1 protein-coding gene is annotated in these 546 nt (G+C 50.7%); it reads right to left on the bottom strand.

The features are described 5' to 3' along the window. The coding region (locus tag DT23_RS02830; protein WP_038128062.1) for an IS3 family transposase at nt 1-546 on the bottom strand (546 nt) is incomplete at both ends.

Raw genomic sequence — 546 nt, 5'->3', positions numbered from 1 at the left:
GACTTTATCGAGTGTGTTTAGATTTGCATAGAATACCTCCTCTGCTTCTGCGGGTGTGATGTATCCAATGGGACCGAATAGCCGGCGGTTGTTATACCAATCGATCCATTTCAGCGCTTCCCATTCGACTTCCCGTATCGATTTCCACGGACCGATCTGGTTGATGACCTCTGTTTTGAACAGGCCAATGACGCATTCAGCGAGGGCATTGTCATAGGAATCGCCGACCGTTCCAACCGATGGGTCAATACCGAATTCGACAAGGCGCTCGGTATACTTGATCGAGAGATATTGCGATCCACGGTCTGAGTGATGAACCAAGGCATTGTTATCAGGTGTTTTTCTTTGCCAGATTGCTTGATCCAAAGCGTCGAGAACGAACTGCGTCGCCATTGATGTCGATACGCGCCAGCCAACGATCCGGCGCGCAAAGACATCGATGACGAAAGCGACATAGACCGTTCCCGACCACGTCGGGACGTATGTGAAGTCAGAGACCCAGAGCTGGTTAGGCCGATCTGCTTTGAACAAGCGGTTTACCTTGTC

Origin of the sequence: Thioclava indica (assembly GCF_000714545.1) — a bacterium.
Lineage (GTDB): Bacteria > Pseudomonadota > Alphaproteobacteria > Rhodobacterales > Rhodobacteraceae > Thioclava > Thioclava indica.
The sequence above is the reverse complement of the archived record's forward strand: the minus strand, read 5'-3'. Positions and strand labels throughout refer to the sequence as shown.